Source organism: Rhizobium subbaraonis (genome assembly GCF_900220975.1).
Taxonomy (GTDB): Bacteria; Pseudomonadota; Alphaproteobacteria; order Rhizobiales; family Rhizobiaceae; genus Mycoplana; species Mycoplana subbaraonis.
The window spans coordinates 401,169-424,479 of sequence record NZ_OBQD01000002.1 but is presented as its reverse complement, the minus strand read 5'-3'; the positions used below and the strand labels follow the sequence as shown (position 1 = coordinate 424,479).

The 23,311-nt window shown below is 62.9% G+C and carries 21 protein-coding genes; 7 read left to right on the top strand and 14 right to left on the bottom strand.

Annotated features, from left to right (window positions below; genetic code table 11):
- Window positions 1-38: 38 nt before the first annotated feature.
- The 5 genes from CRO48_RS04240 to speB all read right to left on the bottom strand — a co-directional run bounded on the left by CRO48_RS04240 (window position 39) and on the right by speB (window position 5,103).
- Window positions 39-839: an ABC transporter permease gene (locus tag CRO48_RS04240; RefSeq protein WP_097136617.1), complete on the bottom strand. Its 801-nt coding sequence runs from the start codon at window positions 837-839 to the stop codon at window positions 39-41.
- Window positions 836-1,690 carry an ABC transporter permease gene (locus CRO48_RS04235; RefSeq protein WP_097136614.1) on the bottom strand — a complete coding sequence of 285 codons (855 nt, stop codon included), beginning with the start codon at window positions 1,688-1,690 and terminating at the stop codon, window positions 836-838. The genes CRO48_RS04240 and CRO48_RS04235 overlap by 4 nt, the downstream gene beginning before the upstream one ends.
- The gene (locus tag CRO48_RS04230; protein WP_097136613.1) at window positions 1,687-2,724 is read right to left on the bottom strand and encodes an ABC transporter ATP-binding protein; all 1,038 of its coding nucleotides are present in this window, start codon (window positions 2,722-2,724) and stop codon (window positions 1,687-1,689) included. The genes CRO48_RS04235 and CRO48_RS04230 overlap by 4 nt, the downstream gene beginning before the upstream one ends.
- A 165-nt stretch (window positions 2,725-2,889) precedes the next feature.
- On the bottom strand, window positions 2,890-3,978 hold the full coding sequence (locus CRO48_RS04225; RefSeq protein ID WP_097136610.1) for an ABC transporter substrate-binding protein: 1,089 nt from the start codon (window positions 3,976-3,978) through the stop codon (window positions 2,890-2,892).
- A gap of 66 nt (window positions 3,979-4,044) precedes the next feature.
- A complete protein-coding gene (gene speB, locus CRO48_RS04220; RefSeq protein ID WP_097136608.1) occupies window positions 4,045-5,103 on the bottom strand; it encodes an agmatinase in 1,059 nt (352 codons plus the stop codon).
- Window positions 5,104-5,286: 183 nt separating this feature from the next.
- Between speB and gcvA the strand changes: the two genes are divergently transcribed.
- The 5 genes from gcvA to repC all read left to right on the top strand — a co-directional run bounded on the left by gcvA (window position 5,287) and on the right by repC (window position 11,252).
- Entirely contained in the window at window positions 5,287-6,306 is a 1,020-nt protein-coding gene (gene gcvA / locus CRO48_RS04215) for a transcriptional regulator GcvA (protein WP_097136606.1), read from the top strand.
- Window positions 6,307-6,330: 24 nt separating this feature from the next.
- On the top strand, window positions 6,331-7,506 hold the full coding sequence (locus CRO48_RS04210) for an aminotransferase (RefSeq protein WP_097136605.1): 1,176 nt from the start codon (window positions 6,331-6,333) through the stop codon (window positions 7,504-7,506).
- A gap of 145 nt (window positions 7,507-7,651) precedes the next feature.
- Window positions 7,652-8,098 (top strand): MarR family winged helix-turn-helix transcriptional regulator, encoded by a 447-nt coding sequence (locus CRO48_RS04205; protein WP_245423420.1) that lies wholly within the window; start codon window positions 7,652-7,654, stop codon window positions 8,096-8,098.
- A gap of 293 nt (window positions 8,099-8,391) precedes the next feature.
- On the top strand, window positions 8,392-9,636 hold the full coding sequence (repA, locus tag CRO48_RS04200; RefSeq protein WP_097136600.1) for a plasmid partitioning protein RepA: 1,245 nt from the start codon (window positions 8,392-8,394) through the stop codon (window positions 9,634-9,636).
- Window positions 9,637-10,049: 413 nt separating this feature from the next.
- On the top strand, window positions 10,050-11,252 hold the full coding sequence (gene repC, locus CRO48_RS04195; RefSeq protein ID WP_097136599.1) for a plasmid replication protein RepC: 1,203 nt from the start codon (window positions 10,050-10,052) through the stop codon (window positions 11,250-11,252).
- A 26-nt stretch (window positions 11,253-11,278) separates the two neighbouring features.
- Here the strand turns inward: repC and CRO48_RS04190 are convergent, their stop codons facing one another.
- The 3 genes from CRO48_RS04190 to CRO48_RS04180 are packed head-to-tail and all read right to left on the bottom strand — an operon-like array spanning window position 11,279 to window position 14,066.
- Window positions 11,279-12,451 (bottom strand): alanine racemase, encoded by a 1,173-nt coding sequence (locus tag CRO48_RS04190; protein WP_097136597.1) that lies wholly within the window; start codon window positions 12,449-12,451, stop codon window positions 11,279-11,281.
- Window positions 12,448-13,737, bottom strand: a complete 1,290-nt coding sequence (locus CRO48_RS04185; RefSeq protein ID WP_097136594.1) for a D-arabinono-1,4-lactone oxidase — start codon at window positions 13,735-13,737, stop codon at window positions 12,448-12,450. Before CRO48_RS04185 ends, CRO48_RS04190 begins: the two co-directional genes overlap by 4 nt.
- The gene (locus CRO48_RS04180; protein ID WP_097136593.1) at window positions 13,734-14,066 is read right to left on the bottom strand and encodes a hypothetical protein; all 333 of its coding nucleotides are present in this window, start codon (window positions 14,064-14,066) and stop codon (window positions 13,734-13,736) included. Before CRO48_RS04180 ends, CRO48_RS04185 begins: the two co-directional genes overlap by 4 nt.
- A gap of 202 nt (window positions 14,067-14,268) precedes the next feature.
- Between CRO48_RS04180 and CRO48_RS04175 the strand changes: the two genes are divergently transcribed.
- Together CRO48_RS04175 and CRO48_RS04170 are read left to right on the top strand one after the other, a co-directional pair.
- Window positions 14,269-14,994 carry a TetR/AcrR family transcriptional regulator gene (locus CRO48_RS04175; RefSeq protein ID WP_245423418.1) on the top strand — a complete coding sequence of 242 codons (726 nt, stop codon included), beginning with the start codon at window positions 14,269-14,271 and terminating at the stop codon, window positions 14,992-14,994.
- A gap of 72 nt (window positions 14,995-15,066) precedes the next feature.
- Entirely contained in the window at window positions 15,067-15,288 is a 222-nt protein-coding gene (locus CRO48_RS04170; protein ID WP_097136591.1) for a heavy-metal-associated domain-containing protein, read from the top strand.
- A 35-nt stretch (window positions 15,289-15,323) separates the two neighbouring features.
- On the opposite strand, the gene CRO48_RS04165 is transcribed toward CRO48_RS04170, so the two are convergent.
- The 6 genes from CRO48_RS04165 to adh form a co-directional block, all read right to left on the bottom strand.
- Complete coding sequence (locus tag CRO48_RS04165) at window positions 15,324-16,073, bottom strand: methyltransferase family protein (protein WP_097136589.1); 750 nt, start codon at window positions 16,071-16,073, stop codon at window positions 15,324-15,326.
- 8 nt (window positions 16,074-16,081) lie between these two features.
- A complete protein-coding gene (cmoA, locus tag CRO48_RS04160; protein WP_097136587.1) occupies window positions 16,082-16,843 on the bottom strand; it encodes a carboxy-S-adenosyl-L-methionine synthase CmoA in 762 nt (253 codons plus the stop codon).
- 162 nt (window positions 16,844-17,005) lie between these two features.
- The gene (locus tag CRO48_RS04155; protein WP_097136585.1) at window positions 17,006-18,808 is read right to left on the bottom strand and encodes an NAD(P)/FAD-dependent oxidoreductase; all 1,803 of its coding nucleotides are present in this window, start codon (window positions 18,806-18,808) and stop codon (window positions 17,006-17,008) included.
- Between the two features lie 197 nt (window positions 18,809-19,005).
- Entirely contained in the window at window positions 19,006-20,931 is a 1,926-nt protein-coding gene (locus tag CRO48_RS04150; protein WP_097136582.1) for a sigma-54-dependent Fis family transcriptional regulator, read from the bottom strand.
- Between the two features lie 103 nt (window positions 20,932-21,034).
- Window positions 21,035-21,415 (bottom strand): DUF779 domain-containing protein, encoded by a 381-nt coding sequence (locus CRO48_RS04145; protein ID WP_097136581.1) that lies wholly within the window; start codon window positions 21,413-21,415, stop codon window positions 21,035-21,037.
- Between the two features lie 90 nt (window positions 21,416-21,505).
- Window positions 21,506-23,014, bottom strand: a complete 1,509-nt coding sequence (gene adh / locus CRO48_RS04140) for an aldehyde dehydrogenase (RefSeq protein ID WP_097136579.1) — start codon at window positions 23,012-23,014, stop codon at window positions 21,506-21,508.
- Between the last annotated feature and the right edge of the window lie 297 nt (window positions 23,015-23,311).

Below are 23,311 nucleotides of genomic sequence, written 5' to 3'. Positions count from 1 at the left end.
TCCGCCTCCTCCAGGCATGTCCTTGACGCAATGCCGGTTCATTTGTCGTTGTTCGACATGGCGCCAAGCAGCTTCGGCAGGTCGCCGAAGCGCGCCACGAGACTGAAGATCAATGCGGCGATTGCAACGAACAGGATCGTTACCGACGCCATGGTCGGCGTGTAACCGTAGCGCAGCGCATTGAAGATCTTGATCGGCAACGTCTCCATGGTGAAGCCGACGGTCATGTAGGCAACGATGTATTCGTTGAGCGACAGCACGAAGGCAAAGGCGTATCCGGAAACGAGATAGGGCAGGATCAAAGGCAGCACGACCGTGCGGAAAATCGTCCTGTCGTCGGCACCCATCGTTGCCGCAGCCTCGACCAGCGAGCGGTCTATCGAAGAAAACCCGAGCGACAGCGTGACGAGCGGCAACGTGACGAAGAAGATCGCGTGGCTGATGGCTGCCGTCCACGGCTGGCCGTAAAAGCCGGTCGTCGCCCAGAATGTGAGGAGGCCGAGGGCGGTGATGACCGGCGGCAGGGTGAAGGGGGCAATTCCCAAGAGCTGGAAGACGTTTGCCCAGGGCGCGTGTCGCCGCCAGAGAAACCAGGCGAGCGGCAGGGCGATGGCAAGCGCGAGTGCCGCGGAGACTGCGGCCAGCGTGATGGAGGCCAGCAGCGCATTCCGCCATTCGGGGTTGGCGAAGATCTCGCCGTACCAGGAAAGGGAAAAGCCCTGCGGGGGGAAGGCAAGCGTCTGCTTCTCGTTGACCGAGACGCCGGCGACGACCATCAGCGGGAGCAGCAGGAACAGGCCGACCAGACCGAGATACACGCGTTGGAGAAACACATTCATGCTGCTTCTCCCTTGCGTCCGGCAAGCAGCGTCAGGCCGACGAGGCCGAGGGTGACGAGGACGAGGAACACGGCCATCGCGGCGGCGAACGGCATGTTCGACTGGTAGATCGCCTGGTCGGTGATGAGGACGGACAATGTCCAATGCTGCGGTCTGCCCAGGATCTGCGGAAGCAGGTAGGAACCGAGCGCGAAGATGAACACCATGATCAGCGTGGCCATGATGGTGTTGCGGAGCGCCGGAACGACCACGGTGAAGAACGACGTGATCGGGGAAGCGCCAAGTGTGCGTGCCGCTTCCGTCAGCGTCGGGTCGAGGCGGACGAGCGCCGGATAGAGTACGAGCACGGTATAGGGCAGAGCCTGGTACACCATCGCCGTCAGCACTGCTCCGAAGCTCGGATTGAGGGCTACCGGCTGGCTCATCAGCCCGATGGCGACCAGCAGATTGGTGATGCCGGCGGTGCGCGAAAACAGCGTCGACCAGGCAAAGCCGATGATGACCTCGGAAAGGGACAGCACCGACAGCAGCCCGACGAGCCAGACGACCTGTGTCCTGCGGCTGGACCGCGAGAGAAGATATGTGAAAGGTACGGCCAGCAGAACGCAGCAGATTGCCACCGCGATCGCTAGAAACAGCGAGAAGCCCAGGACCTTGCCGAAGAAGAGGCTGAGGAAGCGGGCGTAGTTGTCGAAGACGAAGGCGGTCGAATAGAAGCCGGCCGGGTCGCGCTTGAAGAAGGATACGGCGATCATCGTCGCAAAGGGAATGACGAAGAACACGATCAGCATGCCCGCCGGAAACAGCAGCGGGCCGTAGTCGGAAAGCTTCTGCGGCGCCTCGCGTCTCATGATTTCAGCACCACGCAGGCGTCCGGCGAAAGCTTGATGCCGACGTCCTGGCCGACGGTCACATCGGGCCGCGCGTGTGGCATGGAAACGGCGACGATCTGCTTGCCGCCCGCCTCGACGAAGGTCTCGATCGTGCCGCCGAGGTCGCGGACGAAAGTGACCCGTCCCGCAATCGCGCCGTGGCCGGGAGCGGTCAGGTGAACGTCTTCCGGGCGGACTGAAAGCACGCCCTTGGAAAGGCCGCCGGGAACCTGTAGCCCCTCGATCGAGGAGCCCAGCGCATTGGTGCGGCCGGCGCTATCGGCGGTGAAATCGAAGAGGTTGGTCATGCCGATGAAGTCGGCGACAAAAGTGTCGGCGGGTCGCCGGTAGATTTCGACCGGTGCGGCCGCCTGGCGGATCTCGCCGCTGTTCATCACGACGACGGTGTCGGCCATGGTCATGGCCTCGCGCTGGTCGTGGGTGACGACTATGGTGGTGATACCGAGGCGCTGCTGGAGCTGGCGCAACTCCACCTGCATCGCCTCGCGCAGCTTTGCGTCAAGGGCCGAAAGCGGCTCGTCGAGCAGGAAGAGCTTCGGCGAAATGGCAAGCGCACGCGCGATCGCCACGCGCTGTCGTTGACCACCGGACAGCTTGGCCACGGGCCGGTCGGCATAGCCGCTCAGGTGGATCATCGAAAGAAGTTCGTCCACCCGCTTCTTTTGATCTTCCTTGCCCACGCCGCGGATGCGAAGCGAATAGGCGATGTTCTCGCCGACGGTGAGGTGCGGAAAGAGCGCCAGCGACTGGAACACCATGCCGAGGTCGCGCTTGTGGGTCGGTACGCGGGTAATGTCGGCGTCGTCCAGCTTGATCGCGCCTTCGGTCGGAAGGTCGAGACCTGCGATCATGCGCATCAACGTCGTCTTGCCGCATCCGGAGGGGCCGAGCAGGCAGACGAAGGTGCCGTGCGGCACGGTGAGGCTGACGTTCTTCACTGCGGTGAAGGTGCCGAATTGCTTGGTGATGTTCTGTAGTGCCAGTCCGGACATTTTTTCTCCGCTCGGCGGGTTCGCGAGCATTCAGGTTGTGAAACTGCCCCTCACCCTAGCCCTCTCCCCGGCTGGCGGGGAGAGGGAATGTGCGGAGTCTGCCGCTTTAGATACTCCACGCGCCTGGCGGGGAGATGGTCGCAAGGCGGAAGTGAGATCGCGCGTTCAGCCGACGATCAGTTCGGTCCATTTCTGGTTCAGCCAGTCGGACTTGGTCTGATAGAGGTCGTAGCGCGGAACGATCGGCTCGATGTCGGACGAAACGGCGGCGAATTCGGCGTCTGTCAGGTCGAGCAGTTCGCGCTTGACCGTAGGCGCGGTACCGACCTTGCGCGACAGGATGGCCTGGATCGACGGCTGGCTCATGTAGTCGATGAAGACATGCGCCTCCTCGGCCTTCTTCGAGGCGCGCGACAGGGCCCAGCAGCCCGAATCCTGGATGCCGCCTTCCTTCGGGAAGGTGGAGCGGACCGGATGTCCGTCTGCGGCGGCAAGGCCGGTGACATCGTGGTAGTACTGGCCCATCGGGATCTCGCCGGACTTCAGCGCCTGTTCGAACTGGGCTTCGTCACGATACCACAGCGCAACGTTCGGCTTCACTTCGGCAAGTTTTTCGAAGGCCTTGAGGATGCCTTCTTCGGTATCAAGAGCGTTCGTCCCGCCCATAAACGTCTTGGCCGTCACTTCGAGCAGGAAGGAGTTGGAGACGAGCGCCAGCAGGCCGAGCTTGTCGGCGTTGGCTGGATCCCAGAACGCGGCCCAGCTGTCAGGTGCTTCCTTGTAGACGTCGGTATTGGTGACCAGCGTGATGTACCAGGCGACGGCGCCGATGCCGGCGACGCGGCCGTCCGGATACTTGTTGACGAACCGGTCGAGCAGGTTGGCGGCGTTCTTGATCTTACCCGTGTCCAGCGGCGCCCAGAGTTCGGTTGCCTGTCCCTTCAGCATGGCGACCTGCGACATCATCGAGACGTCGGCGGGTGCCTGGCCCGCGCGTGCGGCCTGCTCGAGCTGGACAAGCCATGCTTCGCCGGTCGGCTCTGCGACCGATTCCACGGCAATGCCCGTGGCCTTCGTGAATTCGGGAAAGATATTCTTGTCGAACGAATCCTTGAAGTAACCACCATAGACGCCGATCTTCAGCGACTTTTCCTGTGCCCGCAGGATCGAGGGCATCGCCAGCAGCGATACGCCGGCGGCGCCGGCACCGAGCACGCCACGGCGGCTCATTTTTGCGTTGAGGATGTCACGCATTTCTTTTCTCCGTTTTTCTTGCCGGACGGCGAAAGCGCCCGGCGCGTTCCCATTTTATATTCTATGTCAGGCCTTTGCCGCGACGGAAGGGCTGAAAACCATCAGGCTGAGGATTTCGAACAGAACCTGTGCGCCGGCATGGGCTGTGTTGGTCGTGGCGTCGTATTGCGGGGCCACCTCGACGACGTCGCCGCCCACCAGGTTGACACCCTTCAGCCCGCGGATGAGTTCAAGAACCTCGCGCGACGTCAGGCCGCCGATTTCCGGCGTGCCCGTCCCCGGCGCAAAGCTCGGATCGAGGCTGTCGATATCGAAGGAAAGGTAGGTGGGCCCGTCGCCGACGATCGCCTTCGCCTTTTCGATGATGGCCGGAATGCCCATGCCGGCGACATCTTCCGCATGGATCACCGTCATGCCGGATTCATAGGAGAACTCCCACAGATATTCGGAGGAGCCGCGAATGCCGATCTGGATGGTGCGGGTTGGATCGAGCACGCCGTCGAGGACGGCGTTGCGGAACGGCCCCCCATGATGGAACTTGGTGCCGTCGAAAGAGCCGCTGGTATCGCAGTGCGCGTCGATATGGATCATGCCGACCGGCTGCTTCTTGCCGACTGCCTTCATGATCGGGTGGGTAATCGAGTGGTCGCCGCCGACCGCGAGCGGAATGACACCGGCGTCAACGATCTGATTGAAGCGCTTCTCGATGTCCTCGTGGCTCATCTCCAGGCGGTAGCGGCTGCGGAAGGGCACGTCGCCGATGTCGGCCACGCGCAGGTCCTGCACCGGGGCGCAGTCAAGCACATGGTTGTAAGGGCCGATGCGCTCGATGGTGCGCATGGCACGTGGCCCGAAGCGGGAGCCCGGGCGGTTGGTGACGCCGAGGTCCATCGGTACACCGGTGATCGCCACCTGCAGGTCGCCGAAGTCCGGCTTTTCCGCATCGACAGGGAGATAGGGCGCGCTCAGGAAGGTCGGAACGCCCGCAAAAGGCGCAAGCCGCGTGCCGCTCTTGGAGAAGATCTTGTCGGCGACCTTGCGGAAGGCCGGGTCGAAGATGTCGCCGCCGTGGCCGTCTCCGAATTTTTCCCGCAGTGCCTGAAGCTTGCCCTCGTCGAACGCCATGTCTCGCCTCGCTCTTGTTTGACCGTGGGGCGCACGGGGGCTGGGCTTGGGCTGCCGTTTTATTGTTCCCCCGGGCTTCTGCCCTTCTTTTCGTCATTACGTAACAAATCGATTGGAAAAGCAATTGACGATGTTGTAGCATTTTACGTGAGAAAAATTCACATGTGAGCACAACAGGACGCGATGTCGAGCCGCCTGCCGCCCCTCAATCCCCTGCGCGCCTTCGAGGCCGCCGCTCGGCGCGGCACGGTGTCCGCGGCGGCGCGTGAGCTCAACGTGACCCATGGCGCAATCAGCCATCAGATCCGCACGCTCGAGGAATCGCTGGACGCGACACTGTTTGATCGCAGCGGCAAGCGGCTGAAACTGACCTCGCAGGGCGCGCTGCTTCTGCCGGCGGTGACGGAGGCGTTCGGCGGGATTGCGGCCGCCACCGCCTTAATGAAGCGGCCGGCCACAAGCGGCTCCCTGACGATCACCTGCGTGCCCGCCCTGCTGTCGTTCTGGATCATTCCCCGGCTCGACCGTTTCATCGAGCAATACCCTGAGGTGAAACTCAGCCTGGTGGCCTCCAACGATACGGGGCCGCTCTATTCGCGCGATGTGGACGTTTCGATCCTCTATGGCGATGGCAATTGGCCGGATTGCTGGACGCGGCTCTGGCGCAACCTGCGCCTCTTTCCCGTCGCAAGCCCGACCCTGCTCAACAGCCGGCCGCTGCGCTCAGTGCGAGATCTTTCCGATCATACCTTGCTGCATGGGGATCAGGACGGGCGCGAATGGAATACCTGGTTTGCCGCAGCCGATGCCGCGGACCTTGTCCGAAGCCGGCAGCTCCATATGAGCGATGCGCGGCTTTCGACCGAGGCGGCACTGCACGGACAAGGCATAGCACTTGGCGACAGCATCACGGCGGCGAGCCTGATCACACGTGGCGAGCTCGTGGTGCCATTCGATCTGTCGGTGCCGGCAAACGACGCATTCTACGTCGCCTGCCGGCAGGAGGTGCGCGCCGCACCGATTGTCAGGGTCTTCATCGACTGGCTCTTCGCGACGCTGGAGGAAGACAGCCTGCCCGAACCCCAGACTTCGGCGCGCACGCTGCTGCGCGGTCGCGCAGCGCGCGCTGAGGACAATTTCAAACCTGTTTCCGCCCCAAGCGGGCGCCCCATTGCAACCCCGAAACGCAAAGCCCGCGCGTAACGCGCACGCTCCGGAAGAACCGTCATGCCGAAATTCAATCCTGCCGTGGAAACGCTCGCAGCGCCGCCGATCCCAACCGTATTCGCCTGGGGGCGCTCCTATGACGGCCGCAGCGGTCCCCTCATCGATCTGTCGCAGGCGGTGCCCGGCTATCCGGCGCATCCGCAGATGCTGCGGTTGCTGGGGGAATACGCCGGCTCGGCTTCATGGACGGGGTACGGTCCCATCGAGGGCGAGGATCGCTTGCGGCGCGCCTATGGCGCGCATGTCGCGGCGGTCTACGGGGCTCCGCTTGCCGCTGAAAACATTCATGTCACCTCGGGTTGCAACCAGGCCTTCGTCTGCGCCGCGATGGCGGTCGCCGGCGCCGGTGACACCGTGCTGATGACGGATCCCTACTACTTTAACCAGGAAACGACGCTGGCCATGCTCGGCGTGAAGGTGCGGCTTGCGCCGTGCGATCGTGCGAATGGTTTCCTGCCCGATCTTGCGGAACTGAGGGCTGCGATCACGCCGGACGTGCGCGCGCTGGCGCTGGTCTCTCCCAACAATCCGACCGGTGCAGTCTATCCGCCGGAGCTGTTGTCGTCCGTGTTCGAGCTCTGCCGTTCGCAAGGGATCTGGCTGATCCTCGACGAGACCTATCGCGACTTCCTGCCCGAAGCCGGAATGCGTCCGCATGCGCTGTTCCAGAAGCCCGGCTGGGAAGCGACGTTGATCGGCCTCTACAGCTTCTCGAAGTCGTTCTGCATACCGGGCCACCGTCTTGGTGCGATCACCGCCGGCCCGGCGGTCGTCGAGCAGGTGGCCAAGATCATGGACAACATTCAGATCTGCCCGCCGCGCTCAGCCCAGATCGCCGTCGCCGATGCCTTGCCACTGCTTGGCGACTGGCGGGAGGAGAACCGACAGGAAATCGCCCGGCGCGCGCAGGCGCTGCGGGAGACGATGGACGGCCTGAACGGCTGGACGCTCGGCGCCCTCGGGGCCTATTTCGCCTTCATCCGCCATCCCTTTGCCGAACGCTCCTCCGCCGAAGTGGCCGAGCGGCTGGCAAAGGAAAGCGGCGTTCTCTGCCTGCCGGGAAGCTATTTCGGTCCGGGGCAGGAGCGGTATCTGCGCTTCGCCTTCGCGAACGCTGATGCAACGACGATCCGGCTGCTGCGCGCCCGGCTGCAGGGCTTCAGCGGTGCCGCGTGAGCACGCGGCATTGCTGAACATGTGAAGCTAATCGTATTATCCCCAAGCGTGTGCCTGCTACTCCCAGTATGCATATTGCAAAACGGGGCATTTGGGTGGAGCCTCGCCTTGGCAACGGCGAGGGAGACGCCAGATGAGTGCGACTGTGGTGATCGATGACAGGAGTGGTCTCGATATTTCATTGATCGATCGCAGCGTGCTGTTCCAGATCAGGCGTTCCCAGACCCTTCTCGGCCGACGTTTCCAGTCGCGTTTCTCCGATTTCGGCATCACGCCCGGCGAATATGGCGTGCTGTTGCTCATCGCATCGAACCCGGGGCGCAAGCAGACTGAGATCGCTGACGCGTTGGGAATGCAACGCGCGAATTTCGTGCCGCTGATCAATTCGCTGGAAGCCAGGCACCTGATGGAGCGGCGCCCCTCCGCACAGGACAAGCGCTCGAATGCCCTGTACCTGACCGCGGCGGGCGATGCCTTCGTCAAGGAGATTTGCGCGGCCGAGGAGACGTTCGAGGCCGAATGCACCGCCAGACTCGGCGGCGCGAAGGCACGCGAGGCATTCATGCTGCTTCTCGCGCGGCTCTCCGTATGACGTCCGCGCTGCGGGCATCCGCATAAGTATCGGAAAAGCTTTTGCTTCCGAGCTGTCCGCCTGCCACCGTTAACCAAAAACGCCTTGACGGGAATCGGGAATCGTCGCACCGTCCCTAACGGAAAAGTGCGATCTATCCGGTTTTTGCCGTTACCTTGCGGCTTCACTGTTAGATTGGAAATATGACGTTAGCGCGAAGCGAGGCAACACCCGCGAGTGTTTCGTCTTGCCGCCTTGCGTATTCCGGGGGAATTCGGCGCGGGGGCAGCAGTCCGCAGGTTGGAAGGGCGAGTATGGCGATGGCGCCGAATTTGAGCGGGAATGCGGAACCGGCCGCCGACGAGGCGATCGCGATGGATGCGCGCATTCTGTCGGCGCAGTTGCAGGCGATGCGTGAGCGGTTCTTTCCTCCTACCGCCAAGAAGGTGCTGCGAAGCTTCACCTCCGGGGAGGCGGCAAGGCTCATCGGCGTCTCGGATGGATATCTTCGACAGCTTTCGCTTGCTGGCGAGGGACCGCAGCCGGAAACGGGCGCCGGCGGGCGTCGCTTCTACTCCCTGTCCGACATCAATGCTCTGCGGGCGCATCTGGCCGACCAGGCCGTCGCCAAGGGCAATGCCGCGAAGGCCCGTGGCTACCGCAAGTGGCGCGACGCCGGACGCGGCGAGCATTTGCAGGTGATCGCGACCACCAACTTCAAGGGCGGTTCGGGGAAGACGACGTCTGCCGCTCATCTGGCGCAATATCTCGCCCTTGCCGGCTACCGGGTACTGGCCATCGATCTCGACCCGCAGGCCTCCCTTTCGGCGCTCTTCGGCTACCAGCCCGAACTTGATCTCGACGGCAACGATACGCTCTACGGCGCCATTCGATACGACGACGAAGCTCGTCCGCTGAAGGACATCATCCGCAAGACCTATTTCGACGGTCTCGATCTGGTGCCGGGCAATCTGGAGCTGCAGGAGTTCGAGCATGTCACGCCGCGGGCGTTGGCAAACCGCCAGGCGAATGCTCCGGGGCAGCCGCTGTTCTTCGCTCGCGTACATGCAGCACTGCGTAGCGTCGAGCAGGACTACGACGTGGTGGTGCTCGATTGCCCTCCGCAGCTCGGCTATCTCACGCTTTCGGCCCTATGCGCCTCGACGTCGGTCATCGTCACGGTCCATCCTCAGATGCTCGACGTGGCCTCGATGAGCCAGTTCCTGTTCATGACCTCTGACCTGCTCGCGGTCGTGCGCGAGGCGGGCGGGCGGTTGAACTTCGATTTCCTGCGCTACCTCGTCACCCGCTTCGAGCCCAACGATGGCCCGCAGGCACAGATCGTCGGCCTGATGCGCTCGCTCTTCGGCGACAGGGTGCTGACGGCGCCGATGGTGAAATCCACCGCGATCTCCGATGCCGGCCTGACCAAGGAGACGCTCTACGAAGTGGGCCGGGAAAACTTCACCCGTGCGACCTATGACCGGGCGATGGAAAGCATGAACGCCGTCAATGCCGAGATCGAGTCTCTGATGTTGCAGGCCTGGGGACGGCAGTGATGGTGCATGAGCCGGTGCCCGGCTGCTCCGGCGCACGTTCAAGCAATGCGCAGCCTCGTTCCTGACGGACAGGAGGCGGCTGCAAGCATACCCGCCCGGCCATCACGCCGGCGGATATAGTGAAACCGAAACGGAAGGAATCGAAGCAAGAAAAAAGGCCTCCAAAACGTCGCCATTCCGGAAGCCCTCTTCAATGTAGCAATGAGAGAGAATCACTTCCGACAGCCAAAGTCAAGCGCCTGCACGGTTTTACCCGTTGGCAGGGTGTGGATCATATTGCCCAGCCTCCTGAACTGATGAGCTGAAAAGCTTCAACATTTCAAGGGATTGGCCCTGTCTGCGGTTCCGTCGAACACGCGGATGCTTTGGTGCGACGTCAGGTCCGGCCTCTTGCCTCCTGGAGAGGGACGACCATGACGGAGAGACTGGCAACGACGCCATTTGGCGGCGGACGGATGTCTGCGCGTATTTTTGCGATGCAGAAGCGGGTTTTGGATGCGCAGGCAAAGCTTGCCTCGGATAGCGGGGGCAACGAGACCGGCACGGCCGAGAAATGGCAGCTTTTGCGGGCGCTGACCGAGGCGCGCAGCGCATTCGGTCTGTCGGACCGTACGATCGCCGTCCTGGAGGCGCTTCTGACCTTCCATCCCGACAAGATCCTCGACGGCCGCGCGCCGATCGTCGTCTTCCCGTCGAACGCGGAGCTCTCGGTGCGCTCGCGCGGCATGGCGCCGGCGACCCTTCGCCGTCATCTGGCACTGTTGCAGCAGGCAGGCATGCTGCTGCGCCGCGACAGCCCCAACGGCAAGCGCTATTGCCGGCGAGACGAGCGCGGCCTCATAGACGAGGCGTTTGGCTTCGATCTGGCGCCGCTGGCGCTGATGGCGACGGTGATCCACGAAAGGGCAGAGCAGGCGCGTGCCGAAGCCAGGCGGCTGCAAGCCCTGCGCGCGGAGGTGACCATCCACCTGCGGGATGTCGCCAAGATCATTGAGGCGGCCCTGACGGAAGGGCGCAGGGGCTCCTGGGCGGAGCATCAATTGGAACTCGCGGCGCTCTCCGGAAGGCTGGGGCGGACGACTGGCGCAGAGACATTGATCGAGCGGAAAAGTGCCCTGCTGACGCTGCGTCTGCGAGTGGAGGAGGAGTACCTGAATTCGCTCTCGAACGAAGAAATGAGCGCCAATGACGTTCAAAACGAGCGGCATATTCAGAATTCAAATGCAGACTTCACATTTGAAATAAACGGCCATGACACTAAACAGGTGGAGCCGCAGGCGGACAGATCCGCACCGGAGCGCAAGGGGATAGCGATCAGCCTGAGACGGGTTTTGGCGGCCTGCCCTGAAATCAAGGCCTATGCGAAGGATGATATCTCGACCTGGGCCGATTTGACCCGCACGGCGGCGTTGGTCCGCTCCATGCTCGGCATTTCGCCAGACGCCTATGAAAAAGCCCGCGTCGCGCTGGGCGAAAGTTCGGCCGCGGTGGTGATTGCTGCAATTCTCCAGCGGTCCGACCAGATCCGCTCACCGGGCGGCTATCTGCGGGAACTGACGCGCCGGGCAGAAGCGGGGCAATTCTCGATCATGCCGATGATCAAGGCGCTGGAGTGATCGAGGTGATGAAGGGCGCGCGCAGACTATCCGCTCGGCAGTACCGCCCATTCGTGCGCGATCCTTCCGCCTTCGAGGACCTGAAGCGGACCGAAATGTTGCAGGACGGCTTCGGACTGGGTGGGGCGGAAGAAGACGAAGTCGTCTGGCGCAAGCGGACATCCTGTGGGCATGGCAAGCAATTGCTGGTTGGAGGAATCGCCCCACAGGGAATTGCGCCTGAGCCCCTGCGGAAAGACCGGTTCGGCCATGAAACGGCCACCGTAGAGAAAACAGCCCCTGCGCGGAAACAGGCCCAGCGCTTGCATGACCGGCGTCATGAAGGAAGGGCCTGGCAGGCGAGTATGCTGAACCTTCAGGACCGGGGTGGCGAGAAAGAGCGCGGGCTGCAGGCCTGCAAGGGCGGGATTGTCGAAGTCGACAGGTTTCAGCAGGGCCGATCCGATCGAGACATCATTGATCACATCGTCCCCGGCGTAGGCAAGTGCTGTCTGGCTACCGCCGGAATTGAGGATCTTGCGCTGCTCGGATGAAAGGCATTCGGCGAAATCCAGATAGCGTTTGCGGGCGGAAGCCAGGGCGGCTCCCGGTCCTCCGAAAAGCGCGGGGATGGCCGGCGCATGGGCCTCGTAGCCCATCAGCCCCTCGCATTGAAGAAGCCGCTCCCCTCCGGCAAGGAGGGTGAGGGCGTGCGCCAGAGCACGCGGCGTGTCGAAGCCGCCGCGCTGCATGCCGATGTTGATTTCGAAGGCGATGCGCAGCCGCCGGCCGAGCGAGCCGGCCAGGGATACGTACTGGGCAAGGCGCTCGGGCGTATCGATCAGCCAGGTAACGCGATCGCAAAAGGCCTGTTGCCGGGACGCATCCGTTTTCGCCAACGCGGATGCAACCGCCGCAGCAGGCATGGGCTTTCCAAACAGGACGTGCGCGTCGGGGAACGCCTGCAGCACAGCCGCCGTAATCGGCAGATGGAAGCTCATGATCCGGTTGGTGCCGAGCCTCTGCATCACATGGGAAAGAAGCGGCAGCGACGGCAGGGACTTGTCGACGATGCGAACGGCCGGTCCGTTCGTCATCGTTTTTTCTACGACGGCCAGATTGTCGTTCAGGCATTCAAGATCGACGACGAGGGCCGGCCGATGGATTCCGGCTTCCTCAAGCGCGGCGGATATCATGCCGAAGTAGGCAACGTCCTTCATGCGACACCGAGGAGCCGGGCGAGATAGGGGGAAACGAAGCGGTTGTCCGGATCGAAGCTTCGGCGCACGGCCATCGCATCCTTCCAACGGGGATAGATCGATGCGAAATCCGCGGCGACGAGGTTGTGCATCTTGCCCCAGTGAGGGCGGCCGCCATAGCGCCGAAAGATAGCTTCCGCCGCCGCCATGAAGGCCTTTGGATCTTCGGCCGCATCGTGATGGATGGCGATGGAGCAGGTCTTGCGCCGATAGAAGGGGCTGAGCCAGAACTCGTCGGGTGCAACGGAGCGCACCTCCATCGGGAAGTAGACTTCGGGAAAGTGTTTTTCCGTGAGCGTGATGATCTCGGCGAGCGCCCTCGGCCCTTCCTCATACGGCAGGTGGTATTCCATCTCGTTGAACTTGCGGCGTCGGTCGCTGGTGTAGACGTTCAGCCAGTCCTGCACGTAATCCTCCTCGGGGAGGCGCGCGAGGGCCGCGCCGATCAAGGCGCGCCGCAGCGGCGGCAGCCAGCCAAGCCAGGTGCGAAGCTGTTTGAGCGTCGCAAGACCCTCCTCGTCTTCCTCGGCCGGGCGTGGCGACACGTCCGCAGTCGAGATGTCGCTGGTGATCAGCAGCGCATGGCCGGAGAACGGAATGAAATAGAATTCGGCGGAACGATGGGCGGACATGAAGGTGTCGCAGCTTGCAAGGATGTCGCCGATCGGCACGACCCAGCGGCGGCGGCGCAGACGATAGCTGGCGATGTTCTGCAGCGTGACTTCGGTCAGCGCTCCGAAGGCACCGAGCGTGACGCCGGTCGCCTCGATCGTCTCGCGGTCGTTGTCGATCGTCAGCTGCCGAACATCGCCGCGGCCGTCGACGATCTCCATCGCGCGGAGTTGGCTGTGATAGGCGCCAAGCGAAACGCCCGAGCCGTGCGTAGCCGTCCCGAGCGCTCCGCCGATCGACTGCTTGTCGATGTCACCCATATTGGCGAGGCCCTGCCCTGCTGCGTGCAGGTGTTTGGTCAGATCGCCGAGGCGGGTCGCAGCGCCCACGGTCGCCTGAAGCGCGATCGCATCATGCGACACGAGACCCTGGAAACGCTCGAGCTCGAGGATCGTGCCGTCTGTTTCGACCAGGGGCGTGAAGGAATGACCGGCGCCGGCGATGCGGATCGGCCCCGGCGCCGTTCGGATGACGTCTGCGAGTTCCGCAAGTCCGCGCGGTCGCGATACCATGGCTTTGCGAGCGACGACACTTCCCGACCAGTTCGTCCAGGCAACGGTGGCAGTCTGGTTCATGCAGCATTGTCCTTGCCGGTGTCGATTGCGGATCGGGAAATGCCGTTGCCTCCGGCCTTCAGACAGAAGACGGCGAGCAGGAGCAGTGTTGCGGCAAGGCAGGCCATGCCGAAAAAGGGCACGGCGCGCACATCTTCGTCCGATATCAGAAGCGATGCACCCGCAGGCCCGAGCGCGGCGCCGAGAAGCTGGGCGGCCGGTACCAGCAACGCCGTTCGCGGGCTTGGATCGGCCGAGCCGATGGGCAGGGCGGCTGCGACCTGGGTTGCGACGGGATTTCCGACGATCCAGGCTGCGCCTTGATGGACCTTTCCCTGGCCTGCCGCCATGCGGATGGCCTCCCTGCCTTACCGCTTGCCGTTTAATATGATAATGTATCAGATAATACGCGAGCGTGAGGCCTGCACCAGTAGATGTCAATGGGAAAATGGGATGGTTGCTCAAGCCGAACGCAGCTGTTCTTGCCGGTTATCAAGGATTGGAAGGCACGGTGAAGACTTCCTTAAGTTGGTGCTGATTTAGTGAGACAATATGGTTGCTCAGGCGTCGCATTCTAGGCGAACGGATGAGCAAGGGCGGCGTTTACCACTGGGCAAAGGAGTAGGGATGGGTATGTCGGCAGATGCCGGTGATCTCGAACAGCGCCTGCGTCGCAAGCCGAAGCAGGAGCGCAGCCGCGAACGTGTCGAAGAAATCCTGCGCGTGGCCAAGCAGTTGATCGGCGAGCGGGGCATAGACGGCATGACGATGCGCGAGATCGCGCTTCTGACCGGCGGCCCGATCGCGTCCGTCTATCAGTATTTTCCCAACAAGTCGGCGATCATCGCCATGCTCTACGAGCAATACAGCATCGAGACTCGCATGGGGATTACCGCCAGCCTCGCCGGCGTTTCCGACCTTGCCGGGGTAAAGGATGCGGCGGATACCATCCTTGACGGATATTACCTGCGCGTGGCCGGCGATCCGGCCATTCAGGACCTGTTGAACGCGATCCAGGCCGACAAGGAACTGCAGAACATGGATATTGCCGAGACGAGGCAGCAGGGCGAACTCTTCTGTCAAAGCGCGGCACACCTCATCGCCGAAGGCGAGCACGAGCGCTTCAGCCGACTGGTTTTTCTCTTCTTCCATCTGGCCAGCAGCATGGTGCGGCTTGCTATCACGCTGCCCGCCGACGAGGCGGAGAACATGCTGGTCGACTTCAAGCAGATCATTCACGGTCAGCTGGAAAGCTTTGTGTGTGCCGATGCAGCTTGAACTCCGCAAGGCGCTTGACCTTCCCACGTGGTAAAGCTTTAGCGTGCAGGCGTTGAACCGGAAGAAAAAGATATGACGAACCACCAGACCGTTTCCTTCGCCGTCGAAGACATGACCTGCGGCCATTGCGCGCGCGCCATCACATCCGCAGTCGAAGCGGCCGCCCCCGGGGCGATCGTCAGCGTTGATCTAGCCATCCATCGCGTGACCGTTTCCGGTGCTGCCGATCGCAGCGCCATCGCAGAGGCGATCGCGGCCGAGGGCTACACGCCCATCGCCCTCGACGCTGCGTGACTGCTCGGCAAGATGGAAAGAAGTATCTGCCGCGTTCAGAGGAAGGCTGCCGGTTCGTCGAGCCGACCGCTCTTTTTCATGCGGCTCACTATGCCGGTTGAAGCCACAACCAGCATGACCAGTAGAGCGAGCACGAGGAGGCGCTGGCTGCTCTGAGGCGTTTCAGCCGTGGTGAGCACGCGATAGACATCGACTGCCAGCAGGGCGAGCAGGGCGGCCGAGATCGTCGAATAGTCCTTGGCGATAACCCGGCGAACGTTGAAGCGCATGCCCTCGGTCGAGCGGCGAAACCGCTGCAGTCTGAAGCCCCAGCGTGGAACGTCGCGGCAATAGGCGCGATAGCCGTCGGGGAATTTATCCAGCAGGAAATGTTCCTCTGCCAGCACGATACACTGATAGATGAGGGCGAACAAAACGATGCCTGCGACCACGACGAACGCGTCGCCGTGGAACAGGAAGATGCCGGAATAGATCAGCATGTTGCCGGCATAGAGCGGGTTTCGGCAGACGCCGAACATGCCTTCGGTGACGAGTTCCTTCGCATACACCCGCTTCCTCAGTCCGCCGCGCTGGATGTAAGCAAATCCTATGACCGTTGCCCTCAACGTCAGGCCGAAAGCGACGATCGCCATGGCAAGGGTTTCCCGAAAATGCCCGCCAGCCGTGCTGCCGAACCATGTTGTCGGAGGCGGCGCGAGGACGGCCAGCACCAGGATGATAAGCGGAAAGGCCTGGTTGCGGTATCTGAAGAAAAAGTTGCCGACAGCGATCATGGCGGGTGTCATCGCAGCACCTATTTCACCGCGATCAGACCGCAGAAGTTGTACCAGCGGAAGAAGATCTCGACCCTGCGGAAGCCGACCTCCTTGAGAAGCTGCAGGTTTTCCTCGAGACGATAGGGAATGAGCACATTTTCAAGTGCCTCCCGCTTTTGCGCAATCTCGATCTCGGAATAGCCGTTGCGACGTTTGAAGTCGTAATAGTGTTGGATGAACAGACGGTTGAAGGTGGAGTCCTCGCTGGTCAGCTTCTCGACGAGCAGCAGGCAGCCGCGTTCGTTGAGGCCGGCATGGATGGCCTTCATCGTTCGTTCGCGATGGAGTGGACGTATGAACTGCAGCGTCAGAAGCATTGTCACGACGCTGGCATTGGCGATCGCAAGGCCCTGGTGAATGTCGAGTGCCTTTAGCTCGATCGGTCGGTTCGTCCGTGCCGCCCTGATCTTCTGGGAGGCCCTTTCCAGCATGTCGGGCGCGCTGTCGATTCCGACGAAACGAACGTTCGGATCGACCAGATTGTCGAGCGCAAGCAGCGTTGTGCCTGTCGAGCAGCCGATGTCGCAGAGGGTGGTTCCCGGTTGCGCAAAATCTGCGGCCAGTTCGCAGACCATCCGCTGAATCTCCTCGTAGTAGGGGACGGACCGGCTGACCATGTCGTCGAAGACGTTTGCCACGGTGGCGTCAAACGTGAAATCGCCAATGGGTCGGTCGTCGCGGGCAAAGACGTCGTCGCGCCGATCATTGCGCAACGGCAGCGGCGTTGCTGTGTCGGCCATGAGCCTGCCTCCGAGAGGTGAAACCGGCGGGGCGTGCGATCGTTGTCGCTTTTTCCGGATCACCGAATGGAGCATGCGAAGCTGACAGCCAGCTGAAGACGAGGTGAAGTAATAGGGAAATCCGGCCGGGGCGTCTGCCCCGGCCGCAGTTGTTGCGGTCAGTCAGGAGAGATGATGGCGTTCCTGCAGGCCGTAGACCGGGGTCGGAATGCCTTCCTGACGGGCCTTCAGCTGCAGGGCCAGATATTGCGAGTAGTGGCGGGACTGGTGCAGGTTGCCGCCATGGAACCACAGCGCCTGTTGCTGGGTCGGCTTCCACATGTTGCGCTGCTCGCCTTCCCAGGGACCGGGATCCTTGGGCGTATCCGAGCCGAGCCCCCAGCACTTGCCAACCTTGTCGGCGACCTCGCGCGAGATGAGATCGGCGGCCCATCCGTTCATCGAACCGTAGCCGGTGGCGTAGATGACGAGATCGGCCGGCAGCTTCGTGCCGTCCTTCAACAGGACGGCATCCTCCGTCAGGCGATCGACGTCGGAGCCTGACTTCAGCTTGATCGATCCGTCGATGACCAGGTCGCAGGCGCCGACGTCGATGTAGTAGCCCGAGCCACGGCGCAGATACTTCATGAACAGCCCGGAGCCGTCCGCGCCCCAGTCGAGCATGAAGCCCGCCTTTTCGAGATCCTCATAGAACTTCGCGTCCCGCTCACGCATCTTCTCATAGAGCGGGATCTGGAACTCGTGCATGATCTTGTAGGGCAGAGAGGCGAAAATCAGGTCCGCCTTGCGCGTGGTCATGCCCGCCGCAACCGCCTTCTCGGAATAGAGATCGCCCAGGCCGATGTCCATCAACGTATCGGAGCGCACGATATGCGTCGACGAGCGCTGGACCATGGTGACGTCGGCACCCGCCTCCCAGAGAGCCGCGCAGATGTCGTGGGCCGAATTGTTCGAGCCGATGACCACGACCTTCTTTCCCTTGTAGGCGTCCGGCCCGGGATGCTGCGAGGAATGCTGCTGCTCGCCCTTGAAGATGTCCTGGCCGGCGATCTTCGGCACGTTGGGCTTGCCGGACATGCCGGTCGCCAGCACGAGCTGCTTCGGCCGCAGCACGACTTCCTCGCCATCCCGTTCGACGACTACGGTCCATTCGTTCTTCGTCTCGTCGTAGGAAGCGGATTTGCAGGTGGTCGAGCTCCAGTAGTTCAGCTCCATGACCTTGGTATACATTTCCAGCCAGTCGCCGATCTTGTCCTTCGGTGCGAAGACCGGCCAGTTTTCCGGGAACGGGATGTAGGGGAGATGGTCGTACCAGACCGGGTCGTGCAGGCAGAGCGACTTATAGCGCTTTCGCCAGCTGTCCCCGGGCCGCTCGTTCTTCTCGATGATGATTGTCGGCACGCCGAGCTGGCGCAACCGGGCTGCAAGCGCGATACCGCCCTGCCCGCCGCCGACGATTACGACATAGGGCTGGGTGCTGTAGCCGAGTTCGGAAGCCTCCTGCTCGCGTTTTTCCTTCCATGTTCTGCGCGCCTTTCCATGCCCGTGCTCGGCGCCGAGCGGTCGGCGGATACCCTTCGGCTCCTCGTGGCCTTTCAGTTCGGTCAGGGTTGTCAGCAGGGTCCAGACAAGCCCGTTCTTCAGGCGGATATGGCCGTAGCCGCGACCGGTATCGGTCTCGAAGTTGAACCATCCCTGCGTGATGCCGTCGCCATCGCTGGCAAGTTCGGCCGTATCCTGATGAAAGTGGCGCGGCCTGATCTCGGACAATTGCTTCGAGAGCATGTCTCGGATCTGCTGCTGTCCCTCCAAGGTCTTGAGGTTCCAGGTAAAGGTGACGAGGTCGCGCCAGTAGCAGTCCGCCTGGAACAGGTTGACAGCAGCGTCGATATCGCCCTTCTCCAAGGCCTGGCCCAGTTTGGCGAGCGCGCTGTCGACCTTCGTGCTGGGGCTGTCGTCAAGCATGTGATCTCCTCCATCGTGGTTGCATCGTCTTGCGAGAACCGGCGGCAACTCCTCCTGCCGCAGGCTCCGGTCAGACAGGCGCAAGCGGCATGCCAACGCGGGCCGCGAGAAAAGACCAATGTTTTCAATGCAGACTGACTGAATGAACGTTGCGCTGCCGCGATTGGTGCCACAGTCGTGGCGCCACGGGTGTGGCATCAGTGTTGCGTCATGATCCCGAAGCGTTTGATCTGGCGATGCACGGTCGAGCGATCGACGCCGAGGCGGCGGGCCGCTTCGGAGACATTCCAGTTGCAGGCCGAAAGCATACGGCGGAGTTCCTCGCCCTTTGACTGCCCCGTTACCTGAGCCTCCTCCTTGTCCGGCGAACGGTCGGCCGTGTGATTTCCCGCCGGAAAGCAAAAGCCGTCGGGAAGATCGGAGGGTTCGATGACGTCGCCCTCGCAGATGGCGACGGCCACTGCCAGCACATTGTCGAGTTCGCGGATATTGCCGGGCCAGTCGTGGCGTTTCAGCAGATCGAGCGACAGCGGCGCCAGTGTCGGCGACCTGCCATCCCGCGCATACCGCTCGAGAATGCGGGCGAGCAGCCAGTCGAAATCCGGGCGGTCGCGCAGCGGCGGCAAAACCAGCGTGGCGGCATTCAGCCGATAGAACAGGTCCTGCCGGAAACGCCCCTCCGCCACGAGCTCCTGAAGCGGCCGGTGCGAGGCGGATACGACGCGGATCGCGACCGGGCGTGGCTCATGCCCGCCGACCGGAAGCACTTCCTTTTCCGCCAGCACGCGCAGCAGGCGGCTTTGCAGGCCGAGCGGCATGTCGCCGATCTCGTCGAGAAAAAGCGTCCCGCCGGCCGCCTGTTCGACCAGCCCCTTGCGGCCCTTCGGCGATGCGCCGGTGAAGGCGCCCGGCATGTAGCCGAACAGCTCGCTTTCGATCAGCTGTTCGGGAATTGCGGCGCAGTTGATCGCGACGAAACCGCCGGTCAGTCCGCTGCCTTCATGGATGGCGCGCGCGAGATGCTCCTTGCCCGAACCGGTCTCGCCCTGGATCAGAATGGGCAGCGCCGTGCGGGCAAGCTTTGCCACCTTGGCCTGCAGGGCCGCTATTTCCGGGGCATCGCCGCCGAGGCGTCGGATCGGCTTGGGGATTTCGCTGCGCGTCCATGCCGAGACGCGGCGCTGCAGTTGCGGCTCGATCGCGTGCGCGAACAGCGCATTGCCGTCGCGGGCGAAGACCAGACGATCTTGCGTCGGCCTCCTGCGGGTCAGGTCGGGGAGGCCGTCGACCTCGAGATTGAGGAATTTCGATACGGGCTGGCCGATCAGGTTTGCCGGTTCGCGCCAGTCTGCGCCGACGGAACGGGCGAGGATCTGCGCGCCGCCATGCGTCATGCCGATGATCCGCCCGCTTCCGTCGATGGAGATGGCCGCCTCGGGATCGACGTCCAGGAAATCGGGCGAGCGGGAGAAGCGCAGTACCCATTCGTGGCGGGTTTGGGCCATCAGGTTGGCAAGCTCGATCCGCCGCACGGTGGCGCCGACGAGGTGACGGGCCAGGTTCTGGCTGGCCTTGAGGATCGGCGAGCTGAGAAGGGAAATGTCGAGCACCGCTGTCAGCTCGCCGGTCGTGTCGTAGATCGGTGCGGCGGTGCACGAGAGCGGGGTATGGGTGTTGTCGAAATGATCGGTCTGATGGATCGTCAGTGCCTCGCCGGTTTCGATGCAGGCGCCAACGGCGCAGGTCCCCGCCCGGCTCTCCGACCACTCGGAGCCGAGATAGAGGCCGGCCTTGCGCAGGTTGTTGTCGAACAGCGGGTCGCCAAGGAACTCGACCGTCACGCCCTGGCGGTTGGAAAGCAGCAGCACGTAGTTCTGTCCGGCGACCTGGCTGAAGAGGTGCTCCAGGCCCGACCGGGCGATCCTTACGAGATCCTCGGATTGCTGCCGATGTTCGCGCAGGCGCGCGTCGGGCAGGATGAAAGCCTCGCAGGCATGGGTCGGATCGAGGCGGTGCTGGTCGAGACAGCGCCGCCATGACTGGACGACGACGTCGTCGCGCCCGGTGGGCAGCCCGCGGCTGACACGCTCGATCTCACGGATGTGCTCCGAATGCGAGAACATGTAGCTTCAAGGCCGCGCTGGCGCGCGTCCCCTCCTCCGTTCCTCCGGCGCGAATAGTTAACCGATCAAGGGGCGATGTAAAGCGTTGCCCCGTTCCGACCGATTACTGCCGGGACGGAATGGCGCAGACCTCGCCGCCTGCGAACAGGCGCGACCGGGTCAGGAAGCGGCGCTCGCGGCCGTTGTCGAGGGAGAACATGCCGCCACGGCCGGGCACGACGTCGATGATCAGCTGCGTGTGCTTCCAAGTCTCGAACTGGCTAGCGCTGATGTAGACCGGGACGCCGCCGATCTCGCCGAGCTTCACGTCGCCGGCGCCGATCAGGTATTCGTTCGCCGGGTAGCACATGGGCGAGGATCCGTCGCAGCAGCCGCCCGACTGATGAAACAGGACGTCCGGGTGGTCCTTGCGTATCTCCGCGATGAAGGCGAGCGCCTCCTCTGTCGCGAGCACGCGCGGCTCGCCGCTCTCAAGCGGTTCCATGTCGATCTCCAAAAAAGAAGGACCCCGGAGGCCAAGGGCTGCCTCCGGGGAAGGCGGGCGCGCCGGCGGATCGGCGCCTGCCCGGGAGGATCAGAAGAAGCCCAGCGCGTTCGGGCTGTAGCTGACCAGCATGTTCTTGGTCTGCTGGTAGTGGTCGAGCATCATCTTGTGCGTTTCGCGGCCGATGCCGGACTGCTTGTAGCCGCCGAAGGCCGCGTGTGCAGGATAGGCATGGTAGCAGTTGGTCCAGACGCGCCCGGCCTGGATTTCGCGGCCGAAGCGGTAGGCGCGGTTGCCGTCGCGGGTCCATACGCCGGCGCCGAGGCCATAGAGCGTATCGTTGGCGATTTCGAGCGCCTCCTTCTCGTCCTTGAAGGTGGTGACCGAGACGACCGGGCCGAAGATCTCCTCCTGGAAGACGCGCATCTTGTTGTGGCCCTTGAAGATGGTCGGCTTGACGTAGTAGCCGCCGGCCAGCTCGCCACCGAGATCGTTTCGGGCTCCGCCGGCCAGCACCTGGGCGCCTTCCTGCCGACCGATATCGAGATAGGCGAGGATCTTTTCGAGCTGTTCGCCGGAGGCCTGAGCGCCGATCATCGTCGCCGGATCGAGCGGGTTGCCCTGCTTGATCGCCTCGACGCGCTTGACGGCCTTCTCCATGAAGCGTTCGTAAATCGATTCCTGCACCAGTGCGCGGCTCGGGCATGTGCAGACTTCGCCCTGGTTGAGCGCGAACATCGCAAAGCCTTCCAGCGCTTTGTCGAGGAAGGCGTCATCTTCGGCCATGACGTCGTCAAAGAAGATGTTGGGCGACTTGCCGCCGAGCTCCAGCGTCACCGGGATGAGGTTCTGGCTGGCGTACTGCATGATCAACCGGCCGGTGGTCGTCTCGCCGGTAAACGCGATCTTGGCGATGCGTGGGCTTGTCGCCAGCGGCTTGCCCGCTTCCAGGCCGAAACCGTTGACGATGTTGAGAACGCCCGGCGGCAGCAGGTCGCCGACGAGTTCGGCCCAGACGAGTATCGAAGCCGGCGTCTGTTCGGCCGGTTTGAGCACGACGCAGTTGCCGGCGGCCAGCGCCGGCGCCAGCTTCCATGCCGCCATCAGGATCGGGAAGTTCCACGGGATGATCTGGCCGACGACGCCGAGCGGTTCGTGGAAATGATAGGCGACGGTGTCGTGATCGATCTCGCCGATCGAGCCTTCCTGGGCGCGGATGCAGGAAGCGAAGTAGCGGAAGTGGTCGATCGCCAGCGGAATGTCCGCCGCCATCGTCTCGCGGATCGGCTTGCCGTTGTCCCAGGTCTCCGCGCGTGCGAGCAGTTCCAGATTGTCTTCCATGACCTGGGCGATCTTCATCAGGATGTTGGAGCGCTCGGTCGTGGACGTCCGCGCCCATTTGTCCTTCGCGGCATGGGCCGCGTCGAGCGCGGCATTGATGTCGCTTTCGTCCGAGCGCGCGACCTCGCACAGTTTCCCGCCCGTCACCGGCGTGATGTTCTCGAAATACCTGCCACCGATCGGCGCGCGCCATTGCCCGCCTATGAAGTTGCCGTAGGTGAGCTTGAACGGCGACTCGACGATCTTCTGATGCAGCATGTGATCCTCCCTTGATCATGTCCCGCCTGCAGCGGATGTGGGAAGTCTGCTTGCGTTTCCGTCGCCCGAACAGCCGGGCAGTTCATGCGGGCCGCCCATCCTGTCGCAGGTTTGAAACAGTTCTGCGGGGCAATGCAGGGCGCGGGCCGGTCGAAGGCGAAGCGCTCTGGCGGGCAAGGTGCGGATGCGCGCACCGTTGCGAGAATGGCGCGCCGGCGGCTGCCGAGCGCGTCAAATGCCCGCTGCACATTAACATCGGCGAAGATGACCGCTACTCTGTCGTCAGTCGCCACCACA

Coding starts and splice junctions, on each gene's coding strand:
- CRO48_RS04165 (WP_097136589.1), bottom strand. CDS start 16,073: ATGACACCCGCCATGATCGCTGTCGGCAACTTTTTCTTCAGATACCGC.
- CRO48_RS04190 (WP_097136597.1), bottom strand. CDS start 12,451: ATGAAGGACGTTGCCTACTTCGGCATGATATCCGCCGCGCTTGAGGAA.
- CRO48_RS04225 (WP_097136610.1), bottom strand. CDS start 3,978: ATGCGTGACATCCTCAACGCAAAAATGAGCCGCCGTGGCGTGCTCGGT.
- CRO48_RS04240 (WP_097136617.1), bottom strand. CDS start 839: ATGAATGTGTTTCTCCAACGCGTGTATCTCGGTCTGGTCGGCCTGTTC.
- CRO48_RS04230 (WP_097136613.1), bottom strand. CDS start 2,724: ATGTCCGGACTGGCACTACAGAACATCACCAAGCAATTCGGCACCTTC.
- speB (WP_097136608.1), bottom strand. CDS start 5,103: ATGGCGTTCGACGAGGGCAAGCTTCAGGCACTGCGGGAAAAATTCGGA.
- repA (WP_097136600.1), top strand. CDS start 8,392: ATGGCGATGGCGCCGAATTTGAGCGGGAATGCGGAACCGGCCGCCGAC.
- CRO48_RS04170 (WP_097136591.1), top strand. CDS start 15,067: ATGACGAACCACCAGACCGTTTCCTTCGCCGTCGAAGACATGACCTGC.
- repC (WP_097136599.1), top strand. CDS start 10,050: ATGACGGAGAGACTGGCAACGACGCCATTTGGCGGCGGACGGATGTCT.
- gcvA (WP_097136606.1), top strand. CDS start 5,287: ATGTCGAGCCGCCTGCCGCCCCTCAATCCCCTGCGCGCCTTCGAGGCC.
- CRO48_RS04180 (WP_097136593.1), bottom strand. CDS start 14,066: ATGGCGGCAGGCCAGGGAAAGGTCCATCAAGGCGCAGCCTGGATCGTC.
- CRO48_RS04155 (WP_097136585.1), bottom strand. CDS start 18,808: ATGCTTGACGACAGCCCCAGCACGAAGGTCGACAGCGCGCTCGCCAAA.
- CRO48_RS04145 (WP_097136581.1), bottom strand. CDS start 21,415: ATGGAACCGCTTGAGAGCGGCGAGCCGCGCGTGCTCGCGACAGAGGAG.
- CRO48_RS04175 (WP_245423418.1), top strand. CDS start 14,269: ATGGTTGCTCAGGCGTCGCATTCTAGGCGAACGGATGAGCAAGGGCGG.
- adh (WP_097136579.1), bottom strand. CDS start 23,014: ATGCTGCATCAGAAGATCGTCGAGTCGCCGTTCAAGCTCACCTACGGC.
- CRO48_RS04235 (WP_097136614.1), bottom strand. CDS start 1,690: ATGAGACGCGAGGCGCCGCAGAAGCTTTCCGACTACGGCCCGCTGCTG.
- CRO48_RS04210 (WP_097136605.1), top strand. CDS start 6,331: ATGCCGAAATTCAATCCTGCCGTGGAAACGCTCGCAGCGCCGCCGATC.
- cmoA (WP_097136587.1), bottom strand. CDS start 16,843: ATGGCCGACACAGCAACGCCGCTGCCGTTGCGCAATGATCGGCGCGAC.
- CRO48_RS04150 (WP_097136582.1), bottom strand. CDS start 20,931: ATGTTCTCGCATTCGGAGCACATCCGTGAGATCGAGCGTGTCAGCCGC.
- CRO48_RS04185 (WP_097136594.1), bottom strand. CDS start 13,737: ATGAACCAGACTGCCACCGTTGCCTGGACGAACTGGTCGGGAAGTGTC.